General features: G+C 69.7%; 2 protein-coding genes. Both read right to left on the bottom strand.

Translation table 11 applies throughout. The annotated features are described in order from the left end of the window. Positions 1 to 781, bottom strand: a 781-nt coding sequence (locus ACI2LP_RS34230; protein WP_404728440.1) for a serine/threonine-protein kinase, incomplete at its 3' end; no start/stop codon positions are given. Beyond that, on the bottom strand, positions 778 to 2,522 hold a 1,745-nt coding region (locus ACI2LP_RS34225; protein WP_404728439.1), incomplete at its 5' end, for an ABC transporter ATP-binding protein. The genes ACI2LP_RS34225 and ACI2LP_RS34230, both read right to left, overlap by 4 nt.

Raw genomic sequence — 2,522 nt, 5'->3', positions numbered from 1 at the left:
ATGCTATCGGCGGCGCGGTTTCCTCGAGCTGGGGATACCAGTCGTCCTGGCTGTCCAGTTCGCCGCCACCGGCCCCGGCCCCGTCCATGCTTTCGTCCACGCTCTCGCCGCTGTCGAACGGCACATCGCCGGTTGCCACCTCGTACAGGGTGACGCCGATGCCCCACGCATCGGCGGCGGCCGACAGCGGGCCACCGCGCGCCTGTTCGGGAGCGAGATAGCAGAAGGTGCCCACGCCGGCAGGGGCGATGCCGGGCGGGCGGGCAACGCTGAGGTCGAGCACTTTGGCGTGTCCGCAGTCGACGACGACGTTGGACGGCTTGAGGTCCAGGTGCAGCAGACCCTGCCCGTGCAGGTAGTGGACCGCGGAACACAGATGCACGCCGAGGAGGGCCACGTCCTCGGCGGCCGTCCGGCGCGGCAGCCGGTGGATGAGGTGGGACAGGGTCTCGCCGGTCAGCGTTTCCAGCACGACGAGCGGCTCGGGCGACTCGACGCTCTCGTAGGCGCGCACCAGGTGCGGATGGGTGAAGGCGCGGAGCCAGGTGCCCTCCTGCAGCAGCCGGTCGCGCAGCCGCTGCTCGTGACGCCGGTCGGGACGCACCATTTTCACCACGCACCGGCAGCCCCGCTCCTCGCTCCAGCTGTCGTAGAGGTCGAGCCATCCGGTCCGGGCGAGGTGCGCCAGCACCTCGTAACCCGGCGCGGGGCTCGTTCCGGGCGCCAGGGGCGGCGGAGCCGGTCGTGGCGCGGCCTTGCTCAATGAGAGTCCCCTGGTCATGAGAGCACCTTCCCGGCGGGCGGGGAGCCGGCGGGCACGGTGTCCCCCGCTCCCTTCAGCCGGTGAAGCCCGGCGTAGGTTCCGCCGCGTACGAGCAGGTCTTCGTGTGTGCCGTGCTCGACGATCCGGCCGTGGTCCAGCACCACGATCGATGTCGCGTCGCGGACCATGAGCAGATTGTGGGAGATGACGATGGTGGTCCGGCCGGCCATCAGCCGGCCCAGGGGTTCCATGATCCGCCAGCCCGACTGGGTGTCCAGCCCGGTGGTCGGCTCGTCGAGGAGCAGCACGGGAGCGTCCCTGATCATCGCGCGGGCGATCGCCAGGCGCTGGCGCTGGCCGCCGGAGAGCGTGCGACCGCGCTGGCCCACCACGGTGTCGTAACCCTGCGGGAGGAGCCGGATGAAGTCGTGCGCGTCGGCGGCGCGGGCCGCTGCGACGATGTCCGCCTCGGTCGCCCCCGGGCGGCCGTAGGCGATGTTTTCGCGCACGGAGCCGTGAAAGACGAGAGTCTCCTGCAGTACCACCGCGACGTTCTCCCGCAGTTCGGACAGCCGCAGGTCCTTCAGATCGGCGCCGTCGAGGCGGACCGCCCCATGTTCGGGGTCGTAGAAGCGCAGTTGCAGCTTCGCGACCGTGGACTTGCCCGCACCGCTCGCCCCGACCACCGCCAGCGTCCCGCCCGACTCCACCCGGAACGACACATCCGACAGCGCCCACCGGGACGTGCCCGGATAGCGGAAGCAGACGCCGTCGAACTCCACCTGCCCGCGGCCACGTCCGATCCGCCGCGCGTCGGCGGCTTCGAGGACCTGGGGGCGCTGGTCGAGCAACTCGATGATCCGCTCGGCGGAGGCGGACGCCGCGTAGAAGGTATTGGTGAGGCCGGACAGGTCGCGGATGGGGCTGTAGAGCTTGCTCAGCAGCGCCAGGAAGACCAGCAGGCCGCCCAGCGTGAGCTGGCCCTGCGCCAACTTCCAGGTGCCCAGCGCCATCACCGCCAGCGCCCCGGTCAGCTCGATGATCTCGACGACCGGCCCGTAGGCCGCGCGGATCCGCACCGAAGCCATCGCCGCCCGGAACCTGCCCACGTTCTCGCGCTCGAATCGGCCCTCCTCCCACTCCTGCCGGTTGTACGCCTGGACCAGGGCGACGTTGCCGAGCGACTCCTCGGCGATCGCACTGATCGAACCGCCGCGCCGCCTGCGCTCCCGTGAGGCGGCTTTGATCAGCCGGGAGAAACGCCGGGCCGAGCACCAGAACAGCGGCACGATGACCAGTGCGAGGAGAGTCAGATCCCACCGCAGGTAGAACAGCAGACCGAGGAAGACGCCCAGGCGCACGACGTGATAAAGCCCGTTCGCCACCCCCGACAGGAGGAACGTCTCGACCGCGTCGACGTCGCCGGTGACACGGGACAGCACGTCCCCCAGCCTTCGTCGCTCGAAAAACCCGAGCGACAGTCCCTGGACATGCCGGAACACATCCGAGCGCAGGTCCAGCAGGAACCGCTCGCTGACCCAGGTGGACAGCACATCGTCGGCGAATCCCAGCATGCCGGAGCACACGATGAGTCCCACGTACGCAAGGGCGATCCAGACGAAGGGGCCCAGATCACGCGGGACGAGGACGTCGTCCACCACGACCTTGAAAAGCCAGATCTCGGCCGCATCGATGACGGGTCCGATCATGCTGAAGCCGAGCAGCGGAACAAGCCAGCGCCGGCCACCGCGTGTATAGG

Source organism: Streptomyces sp. NPDC019890 (assembly GCF_044903445.1).
Classification (GTDB): Bacteria; Actinomycetota; Actinomycetes; order Streptomycetales; family Streptomycetaceae; genus Streptomyces.
This window is presented reverse-complemented; position numbering and strand designations above follow the sequence as displayed.